Source organism: Veillonella dispar (assembly GCF_900637515.1).
Lineage (GTDB): Bacteria > Bacillota > Negativicutes > Veillonellales > Veillonellaceae > Veillonella > Veillonella dispar.
Genome location: NZ_LR134375.1, coordinates 718,852 through 741,092 on the forward strand (window position 1 = coordinate 718,852; position 22,241 = coordinate 741,092).

Sequence of the window (22,241 nt, forward strand, 5' to 3'; positions counted from 1 at the left end):
AATTGATTAAATTTGAAATGTCAAGACTTGTTAATTACGAATCTTTCTGATACTATTTATGTATAAGATATCCCTGCCATGTGCGTGTGATATCGCAGTTTTGAGCCAACACATTTACTTCGGGAGTCCGAACTCTCGTCTGAACGTTACGCCCTTACGGGACAACTGAAGGATGAGGAGGACACCCACCTGCCCTAAGCAGGATCAAAACGCGGTACATTACGGCATGGTGGGGCTTTTTTGCGTGTAAAAATGGCATGTAATGTCATATACTATATATAGAAAAGAGCAGTCAATATCGCTATTATGGGTTATTGATATATAAATTCTATTCTTTATGAATAGAATTTGCTGGACTGTACGATTAATAAAATTTTAGAGTTAATAAATAAGATGTTATGGATTGAGGTGATAGAATGGATAGTTTATTTGATATGACGCCTACCAATACGTATGAACCGTTACCGGTGCGTATGCGTCCTACCACATTAGACCATTTATATGGTCAAGAAAAAGCGGTAGGGAAGGGGACTTTCTTGCGCGCCATGGTTGAAAAGGATACAATTCCGTCTATGCTTTTTTATGGCCCATGTGGAACGGGTAAAACTACATTAGCAGGTATTATTGCGAAGGTTAGCAATAGTCATTTTGTAAATTTAAATGCTACTAATGCGGGCATAGGTGAGCTGCGTAATATCATAGAGGATGCTCGTAAGCGGGTGCGATCTTTACAACAACGAACCATTTTATTCCTCGATGAAATTCACCGCTTTAATAAAAGCCAACAAGATGTGTTATTACCTTGTGTAGAGGATGGTACAATCATCCTCATTGGCGCTACCACAGAAAATCCATTTTTTGAGGTAAATAGACCGCTTCTATCTCGTCTAAGGTTAATTACTCTAGAAGCGCTTACACCAAAGGCTATAGGCCAAATTTTGCGCCGTGCTATTACAGATGAAGAGGTGGGCCTTGGTAAACGTCATCTACAGGTGACAGATGAGGTTCTTGAAGATGTAGGCATCTTCGTCAACGGTGATGGTCGGATGGCCCTTAATATTTTAGAACAAGCAGCGGCTATGGTGCCTGATGAAGGGACCATATCTATTGAGGTTCTCGAAAAGGTTGTAGGCCGTCGTATTTATACATATGACAAAAAAGGTGATAGCCATTATGATACGATTTCTGCGTTTATTAAAAGTATGCGCGGCTCCGATGTGCAAGCAACAGTTCATTATCTAGCGCGCATGATTGAAGCTGGCGAAGACCCAAACTTTATCGCTCGCCGTATCGTAATTTGTGCTGCTGAAGATGTAGGGCTAGCAGATCCTCAAGCTTTGATTCTCGCCAATGCAGCCGCTCAAGCCGCTCATATGGTAGGCTTCCCTGAAGCGCGCATTATATTATCTGAGGCGGCTTGCTATGTAGCCTTAGCGCCGAAAAGTAATTCTGCTTATATGGCGATTGATGCAGCTATTGCTGATGTGCGCCACAAGGATTGTGGCCAGGTGCCAGATCATTTAAAAGATAGTCATTATAGTGGTGCTAGCAAACTAGGCCATGGGAACACCTATAAATATGCTCATAACTATCCAAATGGCTATGTAAAACAGCAGTATTTACCAACACCTCTTGTGGATGCTACATACTACAATGGCATAAAAAGAGGTAGAGAAGAACAGTTGCTTCACGATTGGGAAGAACGTCGTAAAAGTTAACTAAATACTTCGATATATGCTATAATATAATGATAAGTTAATTTACAGTAGTGTTATATAGTAAGGGGTTTGTATAGATTTATGGCAGAAGAAAAAACTTCCACCAAAAAACGAAATACACGACGAAAGCGAACAAGTACAAAACAGCAAACTAAATCTCAAGGTTTTTCCTTGCGTAGCGAAGTTAAAGGTTTAATTGTAATTGCCTTTGCAGTTATTTCCTTGCTTGGGTTCTTTGGTTTTGAACTCGGTCTTGTAGGACAAATTTTAACAGGTATATTCCGTTATGGCTTTGGCTTGGGCGGTATTATTCCATGTCTTGGTGTTTTCTGGGTAGGCTGGCGATTATTGTATAAGGGAACATTTATTTCCATTACTAAACGAGGTGTTGTAATGACCTTGTTCTTCCTATTTTTGCTAGCTCTTGTTCCATTGTGGCGCGTTCCTGAGGGGCAGGAACTTATCACAACACAACTGGCCAATCAAGGGGGTGTTGTAGGTGGCGCCATCGCTACATTCCTTCGCACATTATTAGGTGAACTTGGGGCTATCATTTTAGATGTGTTCTTATTATTAGCCTTTGGTATTCTAATTACCCGTTTATCCTTGCGCAGTGGCTTGCAAAAAGCGGCGGATAAAACTCAAGTAGGATTAGATGTAGCTAAAGAAGTGGCTGCTGAGAAGGTAGCTGTAGCTAAAGAGGTCTTTGACGATTGGAATGAACAACGCAAAGAAGCAGCAGAGCAACGTAAAGCGTATAACAGGGAAAAGGATACACGCTTTGCTGATGCTGCCGATCAAGCGCTAGATATATTGGAAAAACGCGGTATATCTACCGATAGAGATAATGTCGAACCTAGTACGGTTGTAGACCATGAACCTATGGTAAATACAGTAACAACTGTGGAAACACCAAAGGCCCCTACATCTTGGAAAGAATTAGCTGAGATAGAGGCCCGCAATCGAGCGGCGGAACAATTGGCGAATATTTCTGAAGCTTCTGGTGATGCGAAGTCTTATGATGCAGATGATTTCGATCAATTCTCTGATGCTAGTAGATCTACAGGTGATGACTATGTATATACTCCAGATGAGGATTATACATATACTCCAGACGAAGGATATACAGATGACTCTGAATCAGTAGACAATAACCATGAGGAACAACCAGAGTTTACATATCAAAATACAACGATTGGTCCGTTGGAAACTAATCACGCTGCTATAGCTTCTGCTGTACCTGGAACAGGTGCTGCTGCAAGTTCTGTAAGTGCTGGTGCAGGCATGAATGGCATGAGCTTACAAGTGCCGTCTACCATTAGTACTACAGAAGATACGGCACAAGTGGCAGTGTCTAAAGAAGGTCAAATTCACCGTACCTATGATAGACCTTACCATTTCCCAAGCCTTGATATTTTGGCGAAAGGGAAGGGGAGTCAAAGCAATGGTGAAGAAGTAGCTCAAAATGCAATGATGCTTGAAAATGTATTAAGTAACTTTGGTATTACTGCTAAGGTTGTTAATGCAACGCAAGGTCCAACCGTTACGCGTTATGAAATTGAACCTGCACCGGGTGTAAAGGTTAGCCGAATCGTTAATTTAACAGATGATATTGCCCTTAATTTAGCGGCTCAACATATTCGTATGGAGGCTCCAATTCCTGGTAAATCCGCTATTGGTATTGAGGTTCCTAATAAGACAACAGAGGCCGTGCATTTGCGCGATGTTCTTGATTGCAGTGACTTCAAAGATGCTCGTGGTGGTATTCCAGTTGGTCTTGGTAAAGATATTGCAGGTAAGCCTGTCATTACAGACCTTGCGAAGATGCCTCACTTGCTCGTAGCAGGTACTACGGGTTCTGGTAAGTCTGTATGTGTTAACACATTGATTTCCAGTATTCTATTTAGTCGTAAACCGGAAGAGGTTAAGTTACTATTAATCGACCCTAAGATGGTTGAGTTGTCTATTTATAACGGCATTCCTCATTTGATGGCGCCAGTTGTAACAGACATGAAAAAAGCAGCTGCTGTATTGCGTTGGGCCGTTCGTGAAATGGAGGCTCGTTATAAAGCCTTTGCAGCATCTGGTAAGCGTGATATCAAGAGTTATAACGAAGCGCATCCTAAGGCGGCTATGCCGTTGATTGTATTAATCATCGATGAGTTAGCTGACCTTATGATGACAGCTCCTGATGATATTGAAGAATCTATTAGCCGCTTAGCACAAATGGCGCGTGCTGCGGGTATTCATATGGTACTTGCTACACAACGTCCATCTGTTAACGTTATTACAGGTTCTATTAAGGCCAATGTACCGAGCCGTATTTCCTTTGCCGTAGGTTCTCAAATTGACTCCCGTACCATCCTCGATATGGCGGGAGCAGAAAAATTACTCGGTAAAGGGGATATGTTGTTTGCTCCAATCGGGGCGAATAAACCAATTCGTGTACAAGGTGCATTTATCTCTGATGATGAGGTGGAACATCTTGTAGAATTTGTAAAAGCTCAACGAGAACCAGAATATGATGATACTGTTACGCAAGAGGCTGAAAAGGAAACAGAGAAAGAATCATCTGAAGAAAATGATATTTACCGCGATGAATTATTAGAGCGTGCTGTTAACCTTGTAATGGAATCTGGTCAAGCTTCTGTATCCATGTTGCAACGTCGATTCCGCATAGGTTATACTCGTGCGGCTCGTCTAGTAGATACGATGGAAGATCTTAAAATCGTTGGCCCTAGCATGGGCAGTAAAGCTCGAGAAATTTTAATGAGTCCTGAACAAGCAAAGGCACGATATTTCTCAGACTCCAATGATGAACAATAATTAAATGATTACGATATGAGTATTATGTAGATTAAGAGAGGAACGAAAATGGCTGAATTAGGCGAAGAATTACGACGTGAACGAGTAAGACGTAATTTAACCTTTAAAGATGTGGAGCAAGTACTGCACATTAAAACAACCTATTTGGAAGCTATCGAAGATGGTAAGTATGACATCATTCCTGGTCAGGTCTACGTAAAAGGCTTTATTCGTAATTACGGTAATTATTTAGATCTTGATGGGGATCGCTTGGTAAAAGCCTACCAAAGTCAAGTAGGTGATATAGATACGTTTTCTTTGCGTTCTGTGACGCGTCAGAAGGCACAAGCTGCGCCAAATTTGGTGCAAAGTGAATTCGTTGAATACCAAACCTCTAAAAAGCGTATGTCCTTAGAAACGCGTCAACGAAAACGCCAACGTTCTATCGTTCAGGAACGTATTATTTTAGGCATTATTTTATTCTGTATGGCATTATTTTTACTGTGGTTATTCCTTTTCTAATAGTTGATTAGGAATGATAGAAAGGCATTTACACAATCAATGGATAGATTTTTAGTAACAGAACCTTCGGAGATGAAGGAACGAGGTTGGGCCGAATTAGATTTTGTCCTCATTAGTGGGGACGCCTATGTTGACCATCCTTCCTTTGCACCTGCAGTTATCGGCAGATACTTAGAATCCAAAGGCTATCGTGTAGGCATTATAGATCAACCAGATTGGAATGATGTAGAGGCTTTCAAAAAACTTGGTAAACCGCGTCTAGCATCCCTTGTTACGGCAGGGAATCTAGATTCAATGCTCAATAAATTTACGGCGGCAAAGAAAATTCGTCGACAAGATGACTATTCTCCAGGTGGTGAAGCGGGCCATCGCCCAGATCGAGCTACCTTGGTATATGCGAATCGTATGAAAGAGGCTTACAGTGATGTGCCTCTTATTATCGGTGGCATAGAGGCGTCCTTACGCCGATTTGGTCATTATGATTATTGGTCGGATACTGTGCGTCGTTCTATTTTAGTTGATTCAAAGGCGGATGTACTCATTTATGGTATGGGTGAACTTCAAATTGTAGAATTAGCTGATGCGTTAGATCAAGGTAGATTTAAAGAATCCTTGCCATCTATTCGTGGTATTTGTTATATGGCCAAGGAAATCCCTACCATAGACTATGTTGAGTGTCCATCTTTTGAGGAAATTAAAGCGGATAAGATGGCTTTTGCTGATGCATTCCGTATGCAGTATGATGAACAAGATCCATTCTATGGTCGTATAGTAGTACAAAAACATGGCGATAGATATCTTGTTCAAAACACACCTGCATTGCCACTTACGCAGGAGGAAATGGATGGCGTATATAACTTGCCGTATACTCGCAAGTGGCATCCTAAATATGACGATAAGGGTGGCGTACCAGCATTAAGCGAAGTACAGTTTAGCCTTGTAAGTCAACGGGGATGCTTTGGGAGCTGTTCATTCTGTGCAATAACAAATCATCAAGGTCGTATCATCCAAAATCGTAGCCATGAGTCTTTACTTGATGAAGCTCAAACTATGATTAATATGGATAACTTTAAAGGATATATTCATGATGTTGGGGGCCCTACGGCGAATTTCCGTCATTTAGCTTGTGACAAACAAGCTGTATATGGTGCTTGTAAAGGTCGTACTTGTGCTGCTCCAGAGCCTTGTGAAAATCTAAATACAAACCATGATGACTATATTGCTTTACTCCGTAAATTACGTAAGCTAAAAGGCGTAAAAAAGGTATTTGTTCGTTCTGGCTTGCGTTATGACTATGTTCTAGCGGATAACAATAAAGATTTTGTCCGCGAGCTTTGTGAATTTCATGTAAGTGGACAATTAAAAGTAGCGCCAGAACATGTTTCTAAACGCGTTACCAATATGATGGGCAAAGCTGGTAAGGAAGAGTTCCTCACCTTCAAATCTTGGTTTGAAGAGGCCAATAAAAAGCTTGGTAAGAAGCAATATTTAGTACCATATTTTATGAGCTCTCATCCAGGTTGTGCCTTGGAAGATGCTATTGAATTAGCCGAGTTCTTACGTGATCAACATATGTATCCAGAACAAGTGCAAGACTTTATTCCTACGCCGGGGAGCTTATCGACATGTATGTACTATACGGGCATTAACCCACTGGATGGAAAACCTGTATATGTTGCCAAAAAAGGTAGAGATAAAGCTAAGCAGCGGGCCTTAATGCAATATAAAAATATTGAAAATTACAACCTTGTAAAAGAGGCACTCATTGAAGCTAATCGACGTGACTTGATAGGGTTTGGACCTGAATGTTTGATTCCACCACGCCCAATTGGTCGGACTAATCGTCCTAGTCAATCTAGTGGTTCTCGTAATAGTGGGAAGAATAATGATCGTCGCAACGGACGTCAGTCTAGTGAGAAAAGTAGTAAGGGTAGACCCTCTCGTAATGGCATGACCAAAAGTCGCCCATCTAATAAAAGCCGTGGTGGTCGTTAATTATAGAGATGAGTTTTACTAATCTCATTTGGGGATACTTTATGTCTTATAGGAGGCATATATGAAACGATGGATTGCTCCGGGCATTTTAGCCCTTTTTGTGGTAGGAATGTTAACCTATGGCGTAAACTTTTACCATCAAGAACAATTAGAACATGCAAAAGAGCCTGTTCGTGGTGAGATTACAGTTTATACAGACTTACCAAATAATATAACTACATTGCTTGCCGATCGTTATGAAGAGGAGAAGAATGTAAAGGTTACAGTTATGCCTCTTACAGAGGAGCAAATGGCACAACGTTCGGCCTCTAATGTAGCTGATACATCTGGTGATATTGTACTTACCTCTGAGGATAACCTCGTTGTAGGTGCCAATACTGGAAAATATGCACCTATTGTTAATGAGAGAATCGACGAAGTTCGTGACAATTTAAAGGATCCTAATGGATATTGGGTAGGTCTTTGGTATGATCCTATCGTATTTGTTCAAAATGATACCTTCTACAATGGGGTTGGTAAATATATTACTACATGGGATACCTTGGCAAAACAAGGAGATTGGACCATTGTAATGACCGATTTTGTAGCATCCCAAAATGCGGCGAACTTGTTATATAACATGGTGGAATATAGAGGGGAGCCTGAGGCGTTAAACTATTTATATAGCTTAAAACCTCATGTAATACAACATGCTAAGTTCTTGTCTACCCCAGTTCGTTTAACAGCGCTTGGAGAGTCTAATATCGGCATTGGTAATTTATCTGATGCGGCCCAATATACGCGTCATGGATATCCAATTAAGGTCATTTATCCAACAGATGGGACCTCTTATTATGTAACTGGGGCGGCCGTATTAAAAAATTCAAAACATAAAGCAGATAGTGTCGAATTTATTAATTGGTTGTTGTCTACAAAGACTGCAAAGTATATGGTTGAAAATAACTTCACCTATATATTTACAAACCCAGAAATGGATGAGCCAAAAGACTCATTGGGACATGAGCTAATTTTATGGCCTGTTAATGGTGGTTACACTATAGATGGCAAAAAGTTATTGTTAAATCACTGGGTTAGCCAAGTGCGCTTCCGCAAGGAGTAACTCAGTTATATAGATCCTATTACAGGAAGTAAATTGAGAAATAAACTAGTTATGAAAGGATATAGAATGGGTAAGAAATTAGGGTATGTTAGCCTAGGTTGTGCTAAAAACTTAGTAGATACAGAGGTAATGTTAGGCTTATTAAAAGATAATGGCTATACGATTACAGAGGACCTAAGCGAAGCAGATCTTATCGTTGTAAATACCTGTACCTTTATTGAGAAAGCAAAAGCCGAGTCTATTAATACTATTCTTGAGGTGGCTCAATATAAAGAGGATGGTAAATGTAAAGGACTTATTGTAGCAGGTTGCTTAAGCCAACAATATCAAGATGAATTATTCCAAGAAATTCCTGAAATTGATGCTTTAATCGGTACAGGTGCATGGGACCAGATTATGGTAGCTGTTGATGCTATTGAGCATGGCAATCGCAGTTGTATCATGGAAAATATTACAAATATTTATGATGAGCGTATGCCACGTATTCAAACAACACCTCGTTACAGTGCATATGTAAAAATTGCGGAAGGCTGTAACAATGGTTGTACCTTCTGTATTATTCCAAAGGTGCGTGGTGCATTCCGCAGTCGTACTATTGAGTCTATTAAGGCCGAAGTAGAACGATTGGCTGCATCCGGTGTTAAAGAGGTCGTTCTTATCGCTCAAGATACGACTAGTTACGGTATTGATTTAAATGATGGTAAACCATTGTTGACTACATTGCTTAAGGAATTAACTGCCGTAGAAGGTATCGAATGGATTCGCATGTTATACTTATATCCAACTTTCTTCTCCGATGAATTGTTAGATATTATCGTTAATGAGCCAAAACTTTGTAAATATGTAGATATTCCATTGCAACATGTGAATAACGATATTTTAAAACAAATGAATCGTCGTGATGATCGTAATGATATTGAACGTTTGCTTAAGAAGATTAGAAATGCACCGACTCATATTACATTGCGCACATCTATCATCGTTGGGTTCCCTGGTGAAACAGATGAACAATTTGAAGAACTTTGCGACTTTGTAAAAGAAATAAAATTCGATAATATGGGCGTATTTACTTACTCTCAAGAGGAAGGCACACCAGCTGGTGCCCGTGAAGATCAAGTGCCAGAAGAGGTGAAAGAAGAACGTTACCACGTTCTTATGTCCATCCAAGCTGCTATCTCTGAAGAGAATAATCGCGATTTAGAAGGTACTGTTGACTATGCAATGGTGGAAGAAATCGAGGACGGCGAGAATGGAACATTACTAGCTAAAGGACGCTTGAAATCTCAAGCACCTGATGTAGACGGTAATATGTACATTGAGGACTGCGGTGAAGAGGTTCAACCTGGTGATATTCTTAAGGTACAGGTAGAGCAAGGCTTTGCGTACGATGTAGTAGCTACGGTTGTAGAATAAAACACTTCGATTCTTTCGATTGTGGAGGTGATCTGATGATTGTAGAACTTATTTCTACAGGTTCAGAATTATTGCTAGGCGATACAGTAAATACAAATGTATCTTGGCTAGCACAAGAATTAAATAAACTAGGCTATACTATTGCTCATCAATCTGTAGTGGGGGATAATCCTAAGCGCATGGCAGAGGTCTTTCAATTAGCTAGCACTAGAGCGGACATCGTTATTAGTACTGGCGGATTAGGACCCACGCAAGGAGATATTACACGAAATGTATTAGCCGATTCTATTGGACGACCTATTGTATTTAATCAAGAGGCAATGGATGAGGTTAAACATTTCTTTGACCGTGTAAAACGTACCGTGCCGGATGCAAGTCGTCGAGAAGCTGAGTTGCCTGAAGGCGCAAACGTATTACATAATCCGGTAGGTGTAGCGCCTGGTGTTGTAGTGGAAGATGGAGATACTACATACATACTTTTGCCAGGACCTCCTGGTGAGATGAAGGGTATGTTCCACGATAGTGTGGTACCTTATTTAATGAGTCGATTTGGTTCACAAGGTGTTGTTACCTCCTATCGATATGGTATATATGATATCCGTGAAATCGATTTAGAAAATACCTTAATGGATCTCATTAAGAACCAATCGAATCCAACTATTGCTTTGCTCATTAAAAAGGGTTACATAGAGGTTCGTATTACTGCTAAGGCTGACACCTTGGAGGCTGCTCATGAGCTTCTCAATCCTTGGGATGCTATCGTTCGAGACCGATTAGGAGCTCGTGTAGGACGTGACTTGACTGTTTCTATGGAGGAAACACTTGGTCATGTATTACTTGAAGATCATAGCACTATTAGTACTGCTGAATCCTGTACTTCTGGATTAGTTGGTAAGTTATTGACTAATGTCAGCGGTAGTAGTGAATACTATATGGGTGGTGTCATTTCCTATAGTAATGATGTAAAACATCGTGTATTAGGGGTACCACAAGACATGCTCGATACATATGGTGCCGTAAGTGAGCAAGTCGCGAAGGCTATGGCCGAGGGGGCACGAACTGTGGGTCAAACAACATATGCCGTTTCTACGACTGGTATAGCTGGTCCCGGCGGCGGTAGCCCTGAAAAGCCAGTTGGTCTTGTATGGTTTGGGGTTACTGGACCTCATGGAACGGTGGCTCATAAGGCTAATTTAATTGGTAATCGCGAAGATATTCGACAAAGTGCAGCAGAGCTAGCACTATATTATGTGTATACTTATATAACAGAAAAGGGGAAATAAAAGAATGGCTGTAGATGGCAGACAAGCAGCGTTGGATAACGCGTTAAAACAAATTGAAAAAGACTTTGGTAAAGGCGCTATTATGCGCCTTGGTGAAGCAGCAGATCGCATGAATGTAGAGGTTATCTCCTCTGGTTCCCTTGCTATCGATATCGCTGTTGGTGTAGGGGGCTTCCCTCGCGGCCGTGTAATTGAAATTTACGGTCCAGAATCTTCTGGTAAAACAACAGTAGCGCTTCACGCTGTAGCAGAAGCGCAAAAACAAGGTGGCATTGCAGCTTTTATTGATGCAGAACATGCGATGGATCCTGTATATGCTCGTAACTTAGGTGTAGATATTAATAATCTATTGATTTCTCAACCAGATAATGGTGAGCAAGCTCTTGAAATTACAGAAGCTTTAGTTCGCAGTGGCGCTGTAGATATCGTCGTAGTTGACTCCGTTGCAGCTTTAGTTCCTAAAGCCGAAATCGATGGCGAGATGGGCGATGCTCACGTAGGTCTACAAGCTCGTTTGATGAGTAAAGCATTGCGTAAATTGACTGGTATTATCAGCAAATCTAAAACTGTTGTTATCTTTATCAACCAATTGCGTGAAAAAGTAGGCGTAATGTTTGGTAATCCTGAAACTACAACAGGTGGTCGTGCGTTGAAATTCTATTCCTCTGTACGTCTTGATGTTCGTAAGGGTGAATTAATTAAAGCTAATAACGAAAATGTTGGTGCTCGCACTAAAGTTAAAGTTGTTAAAAATAAAGTAGCACCTCCATTCAAAACGGCTGAGTTTGATTTGATGTACGGTGAAGGTATCTCTAAAGCTGGTACACTTATTGATATCGGCACAAATATGGAAATCATCAATAAATCTGGTGCATGGTATTCCTATAATGGTGAACGCATGGGCCAAGGTAAAGAAGCAGCTAAACAATATTTGTTAGATAATCCACAAATCGCTGATGAAATCGATCGTATTATTCGCGATACATTAGCTGTTGGTACAGAAGAAATTGATGTAATCGGTGAAGAAGTAACTGAAGAAGTATAATTATGAGTGAAGAAACGATGCAAGCTGCTATGGATCAAGCGTATCGCTTCCTAGCTCAACGATTTCTTAGTTCCTATGAACTGACACAAAAAATGAGACGTAAACAAATCGAGGACCCAATCATTGAGCGGGTCCTTGAACGCCTTAGAGACTATGATTACATCAATGATGAGCGCTTATCTGAGCAAGTATTGACGTACTTGATGAAAGAACAAAAATACGGTGCGTATATGATTAAGCAAAAGATGAAGCTGCGAGGTCTTACAGTGCCTCAGGAAATCTCTAATTATGATGAAGTGAAAGCCGCCTATCGCGTAGTGGAGAAAAAGTTTGGTTCCATTCTCAATGAAGAACGCACTCCTCGTGTAAAAGTATTTAATTTTCTCAAATATAGAGGATTCTCAACGAGCACTATTCAAGTTGTGTGCAATGATTTTTATGAATAGAAAGTGCTTTTTAAGAGGCCTTACTAGGCTTGTAAAATCTTGACAGAAAGGGCTTTCAAGTCTAAAATTAATAATAGCCTTATTTATTTATATGATGATATGGCTAAATGATAATTTAATGCATGAAGGGCATAAAAAGGAGCATGAAAGCTCAATTTTGAGAATTTAAGAGGAGGTGAGACTGATTTTAGAGTATAGTCTAATTGCAGTGGTAATGGTACTGATTGGACTAGGGGTAGGCTATTTTTTAAGAAAAAATATTGCTGAAGGAAAACTGAATCAAGCTGAGCAAGAGGCTGCACGTATCATCGCTAATGGTGAACGCACAGCTGAGTCTAAAAAGAAAGAAGCTTTATTAGAAGCGAAAGAAGAAATTCATAAGCTCCGTTCTGATGTAGAACGAGAAAATAAAGATCGCCGTTCTGAACTTCAACGTATGGAACGTCGTATTCTTCAAAAAGAAGAATCTTTGGATAAAAAATTAGACAATATTGAGCACAAAGAGGAAGCTTTACATCGCAAAGAAGCTGACTTAGCCCAAAGCCGTGAAAAAATTGAAGCATTGTATGAAAAACAAATGGCAGAATTGGAACGTATTTCCGGTATGACATTTGAAGAAGCTAAGAATATCTTGTTAACGAATGTGGAACAAGAAATTCGTCATGAAACGGCGATTATGGTTAAGGAAATGGAGCAGCAAGCTAAGGATGACGCGGAGAAAAAAGCAAAAGAAATTATCTCCTCTGCTATCCAACGTTGCGCAGCTGACCATGTAGCGGAGACTACCGTATCCGTAGTGGCATTACCTAATGATGAAATGAAAGGTCGCATTATTGGTCGTGAAGGCCGTAATATTCGCGCACTTGAAACATTAACAGGTATTGACTTGATTATCGATGATACCCCAGAAGCAGTTATTCTTTCTGGCTTCGATCCAATTCGTCGTGAAGTGGCTCGTATTGCTTTGGAAAAATTGATTGTTGACGGTCGTATCCATCCAGCTCGTATTGAAGAAATGGTTGGTAAAGCTCGTAAAGAGGTTGACCAAACTATTAAAGAGGCTGGTGAACAAGCGACATTTGAAGCTGATGTTCACGGCTTACATCCTGAAATTGTAAAGATTTTAGGTCGTTTGAAATATCGTACTAGTTACGGTCAAAACGTTTTGAAACATTCTATTGAAGTATCTCATTTAGCAGGTTTGATGGCAGCTGAACTAGGCTGTGATGTAACATTGGCTAAACGAGGTGGTTTAATCCATGATATTGGTAAAGCATTGGACCGCGAACTTGAGGGTTCTCATGTTCAAATCGGTGTTGATGTGGCTCGTAAATATCGTGAAAGTGCAGCAGTAATTAACTGCATTGGCGCTCATCATGGTGATGAAGAGTTCCAATCTGTAGAAGCTGTATTAGTTGCAGCTGCTGATGCTATCTCTGCGGCTCGTCCTGGAGCACGTCGAGAAACATTAGAAAACTACTTGAAACGTTTATCTAAATTGGAAGAAATCGCTGAATCCTTCGAAGGCGTTGAAAAATGCTTTGCTATTCAAGCAGGTCGTGAGATTCGCGTTGTAGTAAAACCGGATAAGATTGATGAAGCTGAGTCTACATTACTCGTTCGGAATATCGTAAAACGCATCGAGTCTGAACTCGAATATCCAGGCCAAATTAAGGTCGTAATTATTCGTGAAACTCGCGTTGTGGATTACGCAAAATAATATGCTATAAGCGATAAGTATAGGCTGCAATGATTTCATTGCAGCCTATTATTATCAAATTTTATTCGCAGCCTATTAAAGAATACGGCGTATAGGAATCACCATGTATTGATCCAAAATAGATGGTGATTCCTATGATTCGTATCAGTTACTAAATCGGTCGACTTGATAATTGATTAAATTACTTTACAAATAGAGGATTTTTTATTTGTATATCGAATTAATATATATAAGGGAAGGAGGCGTTGGCTATGAGCCGATATTTTGAAAATGAATTGATTGAACAAATCAAAGATGCAAATGATATTGTATCTGTAATATCTGAGCATGTAGCCTTAAAGAAACGGGGCAAGAACTATTGGGGTTGTTGTCCATTTCATAATGAAAAGACGCCGTCCTTTAGTGTTGCCCCTGAAAAGGGCTTTTATTATTGTTTTGGCTGTCATGCATCGGGAAATGTCATTAAATTCCTTATGGAACTTGAGCATTTAAGCTTTGTTGAGGTCTTAGAGCGCCTTGCTAATCGCGCTAATATTCCATTGCCAGAGGCTAAGCTTTCACCAGAACAACGAGCTCGAGACGAACGACGGAAAAAACTATATGAAGCGTCAGAATTAGCGGCTACATTTTTCCATAACTGCCTTACACAAACATCGATTGGTAAGGTTGGCCTTGATTACTTAAAAAAACGGGGCCTTACAAAAGAGACGATTGAAAAATTTAAATTAGGCTTTGCCCCAGATGGTTGGGATAAGTTGTATCGTGCCTTTCACGAACGCGGCATTGATGATTCAATTCTCTTGGAGCTAAATCTAGTTCGTAAAAATCAAAAGGGGCAGTTTTACGATTTCTTTAGAAACCGTATTATGTTTCCCATTATGGATGGGAAAGGTCGTGTAGTTGCCTTTGGTGGACGTGTCATGGATGATAGTACACCAAAATATTTGAACTCGCCAGAATCAGCCATCTTTGAAAAGGGGAAACTATTATTTGCCTTTGATAAGGCTTATAAGTCCATTCGTCAAGAACGACAAGCTATCCTTGTGGAAGGTTACATGGACGTTATCTCTGCCCATAACCATGGTGTTACTAATGTGGTAGCATCTTTGGGAACAGCTTATACACGAGACCATGGGCATATCTTGATGCGGCAGGCCGATGAAATTGTGCTGGCCTATGATATGGATGGAGCAGGTCGTCAAGCGGCGGCTAGAGCTATAGAATTATTGCAAAATACGGACTTCAAGGTGCGTGTCCTCGCTATGCCAGATGGCAAAGATCCAGATGATTATGTACGTAATCATGGAGGACAAGCATTTAAAGATTTAGTGACTAAAGCGGTTAAGCCTCTTGATTATTTATTGAGTGAGTCCCTAATTAAACACGATACAAATGATACGGAAGGGAAGCAAGCTGTATTGGCTGATGTATTCCCGTATATTGCTAATATAGATAGTCAAACACAACGGGATGATGCATTAAAAACATTGGCATTACCTTTGTGGCTTGATAATAGTAGTATCTTTAGATATTTCAGAGACTATGTAAAAAAAGGACAAATTGAATTAGTGGATACTGCATCTGCACCTTTGCCAACACAGGATTTACCTAAAGGTGATGCAGAGAAATTATTGTCCTTAGCATTTACAGATGGTGAAGTGTTACAACATATGATGAGCTACTTGCCATTAGAGGACTTTGAAAAAATTGAATATCGCGGTATAATAGAAAAGATATTCACCTTATTTAAACAAGAAGGTCGTCTAGATGATACTACCATTCAGTCTGTTTTATCGCCATCGGAGTATGATATTTACTCTAGATTGGTTGTTATGAGTGACGATGAATATAAGGTGCAAGTGCCTGGATTAATCCGCAAGATAAGGCTTCATTCATTGCGTGAACAGTATAAAGCGCATTCAATTATGGCGGATCAACTAAAACGGGCAGGAGATTCGACATTTATTAGCGAATTACATAAGTGTCAGGAAATACAGAACTTAATTAGAGAATGGTCTAAGTAATATAATGTAAAAAGGAGAGCGCTGTGGCTAAGAAAGTACAAAAAAGTCAAATAGAGGAGATTGTTGAACAACTTCTTGAAAAAGGCCGGAAAACCGGTGTGTTGACACAATCAGAGATTTCAGATGCTCTTCATGAGCAGACTGATCTTACTGCAGAACAATTAGATGATATTTATACTACATTTGGTAAGTTAAATATTGAAGTAGTGGCTGATATCGACGGTGAGGATGCTGATGCTAATCCAATAGAGCCAGAAGAAGAGGATGAAGAGGATACTTCTAGTGAAAAGAATATCTCCATCGATTTAAGCGTAGACTCTGGCGTTAACATTGATGATCCAGTGCGTATGTACCTCAAAGAAATCGGTCGTGTTCCATTGCTTTCCGCTGATGAGGAAATTGTTTTAGCTAAGCAAATTGAAGCTGGCGCAGCAGAAGATGCTACATATAAAGACGTTCAACTTGCCAAAAAGGCTAAGAAAAAATTGGTAGATGCTAACTTGCGCCTAGTAGTAAGTATTGCAAAACGCTATGTAGGTCGTGGTATGTTATTCTTGGACTTGATTCAAGAAGGTAACTTGGGCCTTATTAAAGCTGTAGATAAGTTCGACTATACAAAGGGTTATAAATTCTCCACATATGCTACATGGTGGATTCGTCAAGCGATTACTCGTGCTATTGCGGACCAAGCTCGTACAATTCGTATTCCAGTACATATGGTAGAAACAATCAATAAATTGATTCGTATTTCCCGACAATTGTTGCAAGATAAAGGTCGTGAACCATTACCAGAGGAAATCGCAGAAGGTATGGGGATTACGGTGGAGCGTGTCCGTGAAATTCAAAAAATCGCACAAGAACCAGTATCATTGGAAACTCCAATTGGTGAAGAGGAAGACTCTCACTTGGGAGACTTCATTGAAGACCAAGATGCTATTGCTCCAGATGATGCAGCTAGCTACATCTTATTACAAGAACAAATTGAAGATGTATTTACATGCTTAACTGACCGTGAGCAACAAGTATTGATCTTGCGTTTTGGTTTGAAAGATGGTAAACCACGTACATTGGAAGAAGTAGGTCAACATTTCAATGTAACCCGTGAACGTATCCGTCAAATCGAAGGTAAAGCGCTTACTAAATTGCGCAATCGTGGTAAACGCGATAAAATTAAAGACTTCTTATAAGATGTTGAATCTCTTAAGGGTTGTAATACAGTGCTATTGTGCTGTGTTGCAACCCTTTTGTGATATAATTAAAGATAGTAAACGTAAGTAATAAGAGTACGTTAAAGCCTTTTAATGTAATACATAGCAAATATTAAAGTTCATATAATATATTAAAGTTCATATAATATTTAGGAGATATAATGTTTACAGTTACAAAACGATTAGAGGTGAGTGCATCTCACCAATTGAAATTAGATTATCCAAGCAAATGTCAAAATCTACATGGGCATAATTGGATTATTACGGTTCATGCTCGTTCTGAAGAGTTAGACCATAATGGCATGGTCATCGACTTTACCATTATTAAAGAAAAAATTCATGGCCGCTTAGATCATCGTCATATCAATGATGTATTAGGCGATATTAATCCTACTGCTGAAAACATGGCAAAATGGATTGCTGATGAGTTGGGTCCTAAATGTTTCAAAGTAGAGGTTCAAGAGTCTGAAGGGAACACAGCTATTTATGAACGTGATTGAAATCTTCGCTTCTATTGATGGTGAAGGAAGTCGTCAAGGGCTATTAACCACATTCTTACGCCTTCATGATTGCAATATACGCTGTTCATATTGTGATACTACCTATAGTTATGGTATTGATAGTACTTTCACAGACATGACCGTCCGAGAGGTGGCTGATGCAATTGAAAGTTTAGGCAATCATCGAATTACCATTACGGGTGGTGAGCCACTATTACAAGAAGCTGCTGTAGTGGAACTAATCGATGAATTAAATCGTCGTAAATCTGCTAAATTAGAGGATGAACCGTGTACTGATATAAAATCGACTACGGGAATTAACGTATCTGTAGATGCCCAAGACGTATTAGATAGTGAAAGTCTTTACGATTTCAATATTGAAACAAATGGTACGATTATACCGAGCTTTCACCGAGAAAATGTGTGGTTTACCTACGATTATAAAACACCGTCCTCTTTAGCTGAGAAATCTATGAATTTAGATATATTCAAAGTTTCTAGGGAACAGGATTTAATTAAATTTGTAGTAGGTTCCGTAGAGGATTTAGACTGTATGCGTCATATGATTAATCAATATCCTACAAAGGCTCAAATCTATGTATCACCAGTGTGGGGAAAAATAGAGGCAGCTGCTATTATTGATTATATGAATGAACATAATCTACAAAATGTACGATTCCAATTACAGATTCATAAATTTGTATGGGATCCTGATGCGAAAGGTGTATAGTATAGTTAGGGCGTAGGTAGAGTATCGAGTGTTTTTTTATGCAGTATGATACATTATGATATGATGACACCTTGATATAAAGGGGAATATATGGATACAGAAAAAATAGAATCACTTGTATATCAATTGCTAGAAGCCTTGGGGGAGGACCCTAATCGTGAAGGTTTAGTAGAAACGCCTAAGCGCGTAGCTCAAATGATGGCAGAGGTATACGAAGGGATTCAGTATACGAATGCTGAGATTGCAGAGATGTATGGTAAGACCTTTGAAGTTGATACAAATCAAATGGTTGTAGTAAAGGATATTACGTGTTTTTCCCATTGCGAACACCATATGGCTTTAATGTATGATATGAGTATTAGCATTGGCTATATTCCTAAAGGTCGTGTTATTGGCTTATCTAAAATACCTCGTATTGCTGAAATGTGTTGCAAACGATTGCAATTACAAGAAAAAATTGGAGAAGATATAGCTGAAGTTATTTCACTAGCTACAGGGTCAGAGGATGTTATTGTTCATATTACATCTTCTCATAGTTGTATGAGTGCGAGAGGGATTAAATCTACAGATAGCCAGACTACTACATTAGCTACAAAGGGCGTATTTAACGAAGATAATATGATTCACCGTTTTATGTTGATGAAACAGTCGTAGACCAGATATCTTGACTAATAGTCAGGCTATTCGGTATAATTAATGAGCTAGAAACTAACTGTGGGCCTATAGCTCAGGGGTAGAGCAACCGGCTCATAACCGGTCGGTCCCTGGTTCGATCCCAGGTGGGCCCACCAATTATGTTGATATCTACCGTCCTTGAGATTTCAAGGGCGGTTATTTTTATATGTAATTCATTTATTTCTTAGATACAATCGTCATTACTAAGATGGATAGTAGATGATACTCTAGAGTATCAGTCGTCTGATTTATGAGTTTCCTAAGAGATAAATAGTAAATAGAGGAATTATGGAACCTAGACCTATGATGGATCGCTTAGAGGCGGTTTTTTCGATTGTGCCAAAGGCTCGTGCAATAGCTGATATTGGCACTGATCATGGATATTTAGCAGTAGAACTTATCAACCGTAATCGTGCTGACTTTGTTATAGCCGGTGATGTACATAAGGGACCTTTAGAATCTGCAAAAGAATATGTTAAGTCCCGAGGGCTTGAGTCTAAGGTAGATTGCCGTTTAGGGGATGGTCTCAAGGTAACGCAGAAGGGCGAGCTAAATGGTGCCATTTGCTGTGGTATGGGCGGTTTCTTGATGCGCGATATCGTAGAAGAAGGGCCTGAACCGTTGGAATTCTACGTGTTACAACCACAAAATGGGCAAAAAGAATTGCGTCAGTATATGGTGCAAAAAGGCTATGTTATTGTTCTTGAAATTATTGTTGAAGATACCGGTAAATTATATACTGCGTTTTTAGCAATTCGCGAGGATTGCTTGGAAAACTATACAGGCACAGCAAATCATGAAAATGTGTATGCCACATTGCCTGAAGAATCCTTACTATGGTTTGTTGGGGCTCTTCTTGAACAAGAACGACCAGAACTTTGGACAAAATATATTGAGTATTTGATATATCAACGACAATGTGCCTTGGATGGTATGACAGAGAAATTGAGCCATACTGACAAATATCGGGATTTAGAGCGCGAAGTCGAATTTCTTCGTAGTCTTTTAGAAAGTAGATAGAAAGAAGTGAGTTTTATGACAACTGTTCAACAAGTCATTACCTTAATGGAACAATTAGCACCTCGATCCTATGCGGAATCTTGGGACAATGTAGGCCTTATGGTAGGCGACAGAAATGCTATGGTTACAGGTGTATTAACTACATTAGATGTAAAAGAGGAAACTATTTCGTATGCTATTGAACATGACTGTAATTTAATCATTAGTCATCACCCGTTAATTTTTAAAGGATTAAAACAATTATCTTGTGATACGGCTCAAGGGCGCATGATTCATAAATTGATTCAACATAAGATAGCCGTATATAGTGCCCATACGAATCTTGATATTGCACCTGGTGGCTTAAACGATATGTTGGCAGAACGATTAGGTCTTATAGATGTTAAGGGCTTTATCAAAACTGGTGAAGATGCGCTATATAAGATAACTACATTTGTGCCTGAAAATGCAGCTGATGCGGTTCGTCATGCAATGGGATCTGCTGGTGCTGGCAAAATTGGTAACTACGAGCATTGTAGCTTTAGTATTCATGGTGAAGGTCGCTTCATTGGTAACGAAGACTCTAATCCTGTTATCGGTGAAGCCGGTGCTTTAACGGTCGCAACTGAGGTACAAGTGAACGCTGTCGTTGATGGTACACATTTAAGCCAAGTTGTAGAGGCAATGAAAGAGGCCCATCCTTATGAAGAGGTAGCTTATGAAGTGGTATCCTTGTCTGAGCCAAAATGTTCAATTCAATATTTAGGTCGTATTGGTCATTTACCAAATGCACTCAATTTAGATACATTCCGTGAATGGGTTCAGGAAGCATTGCCAGAGGCTAATATTCGTTTTGCTGGGGTAGCTCCTCAAGAAATACAATCTATAGCGCTCTGCTCTGGTGCTGGCGCAGAATTTATTAAGGATGCAGCTCATCTACATGTGGATGCATATATTACAGGTGATGTGAAGTATCATGATGCACAATTAGCTAAAGAGCTGGGATTGCTCGTAGTTGATGCGGGACATTTTGGTACAGAATCTATTGTTGCGAGAGGCTTATGTGATTATTTACTTAGTAAAGATGTACCTGTTCCTGTGAAAGCTTTTACAGAACAGAATGATTTCTTTTTCTTATAATATTGCATTTTCTTGCAACAAATAGGCTAGCTATGATAAACTGAATTGAAGCAAGTATGAAAGACGGTTGCGAGTCCATAGGACTCGAGGAAAGTCCGAGCTCCATAGGGCAGGATGCCAGATAACGTCTGGCGAGGGTAACCTTAGGGAAAGTGCCATAGAAAAGGAAACCGCCACGTCAGTGGTAAGGGTGGAAAGGTGAGGTAAGAGCTCACCAGCAGTCTGGTAACAGGCTGGCTCGGTAAACCCCATCCGGAGCAAGACCGAATAGGGAAGGGTTAAGGGTGGTCCCGCCTACCTTCCGGGTTGTGTCGCTCGAGCGTGCAGGCGACTGTACGCCTAGAAAGATAATCGTCACCGCGCAAGCGGAACAGAACTCGGCTTATTGATTGCTTGCTTCCATATTTAAGATATAATTTATAGTATATAAGATTGTAGATCTTTGTTAGGAGAACTTCATGGCAATTACAGCGATTACTAGTGTACAAGAATTTGATGAAAAAGTACTTGGCTCTAAAGGTTTAGCTATTGTTGATTTCTGGGCTGCCTGGTGCGAACCTTGCACTGTTATGCGTCCAGAAGTAGAAGCAGTAGCAGAACGTTTGAAAGGACAAGTAGAGTTCTTTAGTGTTGATGCAGAAGATAAAAATCTTCGTGGCGTTTTGTTGAAAGAAGATATCGATGGTATTCCATCCATGGTATTCTATCGCGATGGCAAAATGCTTGATTCCCTTGTGGGTTACAAGAAAGCTGATGTGCTTGAGTCCCTAATCAAGGAAGTTATCTAATTTATTGATAACTAATGAATTTTACAAAAAATATATAATACAAGGCTGTATGCAAGTTAAATAAAATTTCTTGTATACAGCTTTTTTATTTGAATTATATAGTTTTCATAAATATTAAGTGATATAATAAA

18 protein-coding genes, 1 tRNA gene and 2 other RNA genes are annotated in these 22,241 nt (G+C 39.7%); all 21 read left to right on the top strand.

Going from position 1 to position 22,241, the window contains the following annotated elements:
* Positions 1-67: 67 nt before the first annotated feature.
* The 21 genes from ssrS (at position 68) to EL171_RS03385 (ending at position 22,110) form a co-directional block, all read left to right on the top strand.
* Positions 68-240: non-coding RNA, 6S RNA (gene ssrS, locus EL171_RS03285), on the top strand.
* A gap of 176 nt (positions 241-416) precedes the next feature.
* Positions 417-1,718 carry a replication-associated recombination protein A gene (locus EL171_RS03290; protein ID WP_005386071.1) on the top strand — a complete coding sequence of 434 codons (1,302 nt, stop codon included), beginning with the start codon at positions 417-419 and terminating at the stop codon, positions 1,716-1,718.
* An 81-nt stretch (positions 1,719-1,799) separates the two neighbouring features.
* Positions 1,800-4,544: an FtsK/SpoIIIE family DNA translocase gene (locus tag EL171_RS03295; protein ID WP_005386073.1), complete on the top strand. Its 2,745-nt coding sequence runs from the start codon at positions 1,800-1,802 to the stop codon at positions 4,542-4,544.
* A 48-nt stretch (positions 4,545-4,592) separates the two neighbouring features.
* Positions 4,593-5,045, top strand: coding sequence for a helix-turn-helix domain-containing protein (locus EL171_RS03300; protein ID WP_005386075.1), 453 nt, complete (start codon positions 4,593-4,595; stop codon positions 5,043-5,045).
* A gap of 39 nt (positions 5,046-5,084) precedes the next feature.
* On the top strand, positions 5,085-7,040 hold the full coding sequence (locus tag EL171_RS03305) for a YgiQ family radical SAM protein (protein WP_005386078.1): 1,956 nt from the start codon (positions 5,085-5,087) through the stop codon (positions 7,038-7,040).
* A gap of 61 nt (positions 7,041-7,101) precedes the next feature.
* A complete protein-coding gene (locus EL171_RS03310) occupies positions 7,102-8,139 on the top strand; it encodes an ABC transporter substrate-binding protein (protein ID WP_005386080.1) in 1,038 nt (345 codons plus the stop codon).
* Positions 8,140-8,205: 66 nt separating this feature from the next.
* Positions 8,206-9,552, top strand: a complete 1,347-nt coding sequence (gene rimO / locus EL171_RS03315) for a 30S ribosomal protein S12 methylthiotransferase RimO (RefSeq protein WP_039969088.1) — start codon at positions 8,206-8,208, stop codon at positions 9,550-9,552.
* 35 nt (positions 9,553-9,587) lie between these two features.
* A complete protein-coding gene (locus EL171_RS03320; RefSeq protein WP_005386084.1) occupies positions 9,588-10,835 on the top strand; it encodes a competence/damage-inducible protein A in 1,248 nt (415 codons plus the stop codon).
* A 4-nt stretch (positions 10,836-10,839) separates the two neighbouring features.
* On the top strand, positions 10,840-11,880 hold the full coding sequence (gene recA / locus EL171_RS03325) for a recombinase RecA (RefSeq protein ID WP_005386086.1): 1,041 nt from the start codon (positions 10,840-10,842) through the stop codon (positions 11,878-11,880).
* A gap of 2 nt (positions 11,881-11,882) precedes the next feature.
* Positions 11,883-12,326 (top strand): regulatory protein RecX, encoded by a 444-nt coding sequence (locus tag EL171_RS03330; protein WP_005386087.1) that lies wholly within the window; start codon positions 11,883-11,885, stop codon positions 12,324-12,326.
* A 214-nt stretch (positions 12,327-12,540) separates the two neighbouring features.
* Positions 12,541-14,046, top strand: coding sequence for a ribonuclease Y (gene rny / locus EL171_RS03335; protein ID WP_005386089.1), 1,506 nt, complete (start codon positions 12,541-12,543; stop codon positions 14,044-14,046).
* Between the two features lie 251 nt (positions 14,047-14,297).
* Entirely contained in the window at positions 14,298-16,070 is a 1,773-nt protein-coding gene (gene dnaG / locus EL171_RS03340) for a DNA primase (protein WP_005386090.1), read from the top strand.
* 23 nt (positions 16,071-16,093) lie between these two features.
* Entirely contained in the window at positions 16,094-17,257 is a 1,164-nt protein-coding gene (gene rpoD, locus EL171_RS03345; protein WP_005386091.1) for an RNA polymerase sigma factor RpoD, read from the top strand.
* A gap of 182 nt (positions 17,258-17,439) precedes the next feature.
* Positions 17,440-17,778 carry a 6-carboxytetrahydropterin synthase QueD gene (gene queD / locus EL171_RS03350; protein ID WP_004696395.1) on the top strand — a complete coding sequence of 113 codons (339 nt, stop codon included), beginning with the start codon at positions 17,440-17,442 and terminating at the stop codon, positions 17,776-17,778.
* Entirely contained in the window at positions 17,765-18,508 is a 744-nt protein-coding gene (locus EL171_RS03355) for a 4Fe-4S cluster-binding domain-containing protein (protein ID WP_005386092.1), read from the top strand. Before queD ends, EL171_RS03355 begins: the two co-directional genes overlap by 14 nt.
* Positions 18,509-18,598: 90 nt before the next feature.
* A complete protein-coding gene (gene folE / locus EL171_RS03360) occupies positions 18,599-19,162 on the top strand; it encodes a GTP cyclohydrolase I FolE (RefSeq protein ID WP_005386093.1) in 564 nt (187 codons plus the stop codon).
* A gap of 62 nt (positions 19,163-19,224) precedes the next feature.
* Positions 19,225-19,299, top strand: a tRNA-Ile gene (locus EL171_RS03365).
* A gap of 172 nt (positions 19,300-19,471) precedes the next feature.
* On the top strand, positions 19,472-20,203 hold the full coding sequence (locus EL171_RS03370) for a tRNA (adenine(22)-N(1))-methyltransferase (protein WP_005386094.1): 732 nt from the start codon (positions 19,472-19,474) through the stop codon (positions 20,201-20,203).
* Positions 20,204-20,218: 15 nt separating this feature from the next.
* Complete coding sequence (locus EL171_RS03375) at positions 20,219-21,322, top strand: Nif3-like dinuclear metal center hexameric protein (protein WP_005386095.1); 1,104 nt, start codon at positions 20,219-20,221, stop codon at positions 21,320-21,322.
* A 50-nt stretch (positions 21,323-21,372) separates the two neighbouring features.
* An RNA gene (gene rnpB / locus EL171_RS03380) (RNase P RNA component class A) lies at positions 21,373-21,723 on the top strand.
* A gap of 57 nt (positions 21,724-21,780) precedes the next feature.
* Entirely contained in the window at positions 21,781-22,110 is a 330-nt protein-coding gene (locus EL171_RS03385) for a thioredoxin family protein (RefSeq protein WP_005386100.1), read from the top strand.
* Positions 22,111-22,241: the final 131 nt, after the last annotated feature.

Bases quoted from the DNA above. Each gene is read 5' to 3' on its own strand.
- queD (WP_004696395.1), top strand. From the start codon at position 17,440: ATGTTTACAGTTACAAAACGATTAGAGGTGAGTGCATCTCACCAATTG.
- EL171_RS03300 (WP_005386075.1), top strand. From the start codon at position 4,593: ATGGCTGAATTAGGCGAAGAATTACGACGTGAACGAGTAAGACGTAAT.
- EL171_RS03305 (WP_005386078.1), top strand. From the start codon at position 5,085: ATGGATAGATTTTTAGTAACAGAACCTTCGGAGATGAAGGAACGAGGT.
- rny (WP_005386089.1), top strand. From the start codon at position 12,541: ATGGTACTGATTGGACTAGGGGTAGGCTATTTTTTAAGAAAAAATATT.
- EL171_RS03310 (WP_005386080.1), top strand. From the start codon at position 7,102: ATGAAACGATGGATTGCTCCGGGCATTTTAGCCCTTTTTGTGGTAGGA.
- EL171_RS03295 (WP_005386073.1), top strand. From the start codon at position 1,800: ATGGCAGAAGAAAAAACTTCCACCAAAAAACGAAATACACGACGAAAG.
- EL171_RS03330 (WP_005386087.1), top strand. From the start codon at position 11,883: ATGAGTGAAGAAACGATGCAAGCTGCTATGGATCAAGCGTATCGCTTC.
- EL171_RS03385 (WP_005386100.1), top strand. From the start codon at position 21,781: ATGGCAATTACAGCGATTACTAGTGTACAAGAATTTGATGAAAAAGTA.
- EL171_RS03375 (WP_005386095.1), top strand. From the start codon at position 20,219: ATGACAACTGTTCAACAAGTCATTACCTTAATGGAACAATTAGCACCT.
- rimO (WP_039969088.1), top strand. From the start codon at position 8,206: ATGGGTAAGAAATTAGGGTATGTTAGCCTAGGTTGTGCTAAAAACTTA.
- EL171_RS03355 (WP_005386092.1), top strand. From the start codon at position 17,765: ATGAACGTGATTGAAATCTTCGCTTCTATTGATGGTGAAGGAAGTCGT.
- recA (WP_005386086.1), top strand. From the start codon at position 10,840: ATGGCTGTAGATGGCAGACAAGCAGCGTTGGATAACGCGTTAAAACAA.
- EL171_RS03290 (WP_005386071.1), top strand. From the start codon at position 417: ATGGATAGTTTATTTGATATGACGCCTACCAATACGTATGAACCGTTA.
- dnaG (WP_005386090.1), top strand. From the start codon at position 14,298: ATGAGCCGATATTTTGAAAATGAATTGATTGAACAAATCAAAGATGCA.
- EL171_RS03370 (WP_005386094.1), top strand. From the start codon at position 19,472: ATGGAACCTAGACCTATGATGGATCGCTTAGAGGCGGTTTTTTCGATT.
- EL171_RS03320 (WP_005386084.1), top strand. From the start codon at position 9,588: ATGATTGTAGAACTTATTTCTACAGGTTCAGAATTATTGCTAGGCGAT.
- folE (WP_005386093.1), top strand. From the start codon at position 18,599: ATGGATACAGAAAAAATAGAATCACTTGTATATCAATTGCTAGAAGCC.